General features: G+C 66.9%; 1 protein-coding gene. It reads left to right on the top strand.

What is annotated here, in order from left to right:
- Positions 1 to 1,611: polyketide synthase dehydratase domain-containing protein (locus ACFZCY_RS45460; RefSeq protein ID WP_391187717.1), on the top strand; the 1,611-nt coding region annotated here is incomplete at both ends.

The raw sequence follows: 1,611 nt of genomic DNA, 5'->3' as shown, positions 1-1,611 counted from the left end.
AACCACCACCCCACCCCACCCCACGAACTACCCACCTACCCCTTCCAACACCACCGCTACTGGCTCAACACCCCCAAACCCACCACCAACACCACACACCCACTCCTCAACGCCACACTCGAACTCGCCAACCGCGACGAACTCTTACTCACCGGTCGTATCTCGCTGAGCGAGCACACCTGGCTCGCCGAGCATGTCATCGCCGAGACGGCGCTGCTGCCCGCAACCGCCTTCATGGAACTGGTGGTGCACGCGGGTGATCAGGTGGGATGCCGACACATCGATGAACTGACACTGCACACCCCGCTGCCGCTGCCCAGCACTGCGGATGTCCAGCTTCAGCTAACGGTCCAGGCAGCGGACGCCGATGGCCGCCGCGCGCTGTCCATCCACGCGCGTCCGACCGGCACGGCAGAGGTGGACGGTGCGTGGACCCATCACGCCGATGCCCTACTCAGCCCCCACTCCCCCGCGCCCTCACCCGACACCGCCACACTGCCCTGGCCGCCTCCCGACGCCACGCCTCTCGACCTCACCGACGCATACGACAACCTCGCCACCATCGGCTACGCCTACGGACCCACCTTCCAAGGTCTCACCCATGCCTGGAAGCACGACGACGACCTCTACGCCGAGGTCACCCTTCCAGCGTCACCCGACACCACCCATATCCCCTACGCGATCCACCCCGCCCTCCTCGACGCCGCCCTCCACCCCCTCATTCTCGACCACACCGACCCGCACACCGTGCGACTGCCCTACATCTGGACCAACGTCGCCCTCCACCGCACGCAACCCACAACCCTCCGCGTCCGCTGGACCAAGCAAACGACCACCACCGTCGACGGTGGGGTTTACCACCTCACCGCCACGGACCCTCACGACAACCTCGTCGCCACCAGCACGGTCAGCCTCCGCACCGCACCTCTTCGCGCCGTCACCGCGCACGGGACCCAGGACTCGCTCTACGAGACCACGTGGCAGCGGGTTCCCGCGCAGCAGCCCGCAGAAGGGCTCACCGTCCACACTGTGGCGCCCGACACGAACATCGACGCCTTGCTGGAGTTGCCCAGGTCCGACTCGGGCCTCCCTGACGTCGTCGCCGTCTTCTGCGACGCCCCGGCCAACGAAGGCGACGAAGACATCGTCGCCCGATCCCACGCCGTCACCCGCCACGTCCTGGACCTGCTCCAGCGTTGGCTGGCCGACGACCGTCTGGACCAGACCCGGCTTGCCTTCATTACCCACGGCTCCACCACCGAGAACCTCGCCACTGCACCTCTGTGGGGCCTCATCCGCACCGCACAGTCCGAGCACCCCGGCCGCTTCCTCCTCATCGACACCGATCACGTCTGCGACCCAGGCGACACAGACCTCGTCACTACTGCGATAGCCACCGCCCTCCACACCGACGAAACTCACCTCGCTCTGCGTAAAGGCAACTGGCACGCACCCCGACTGGTCCGTGTGCTCCGAAACGAGAAGCAGTCGGGTATCTCCGATGGAGAGACCCCGGCGTTCGATCCGGAGGGGACCGTCCTGATCACCGGCGCCACCGGCGCCCTGGGAACCCTCTTCGCCCACCACCTCGTCACCCAACACGGCGTACGA

The sequence above is a fragment of the Streptomyces sp. NPDC007983 genome, from assembly GCF_042958345.1.
Classification (GTDB): Bacteria; Actinomycetota; Actinomycetes; order Streptomycetales; family Streptomycetaceae; genus Streptomyces.
The sequence above is the reverse complement of the archived record's forward strand: the minus strand, read 5'-3'. Positions and strand labels throughout refer to the sequence as shown.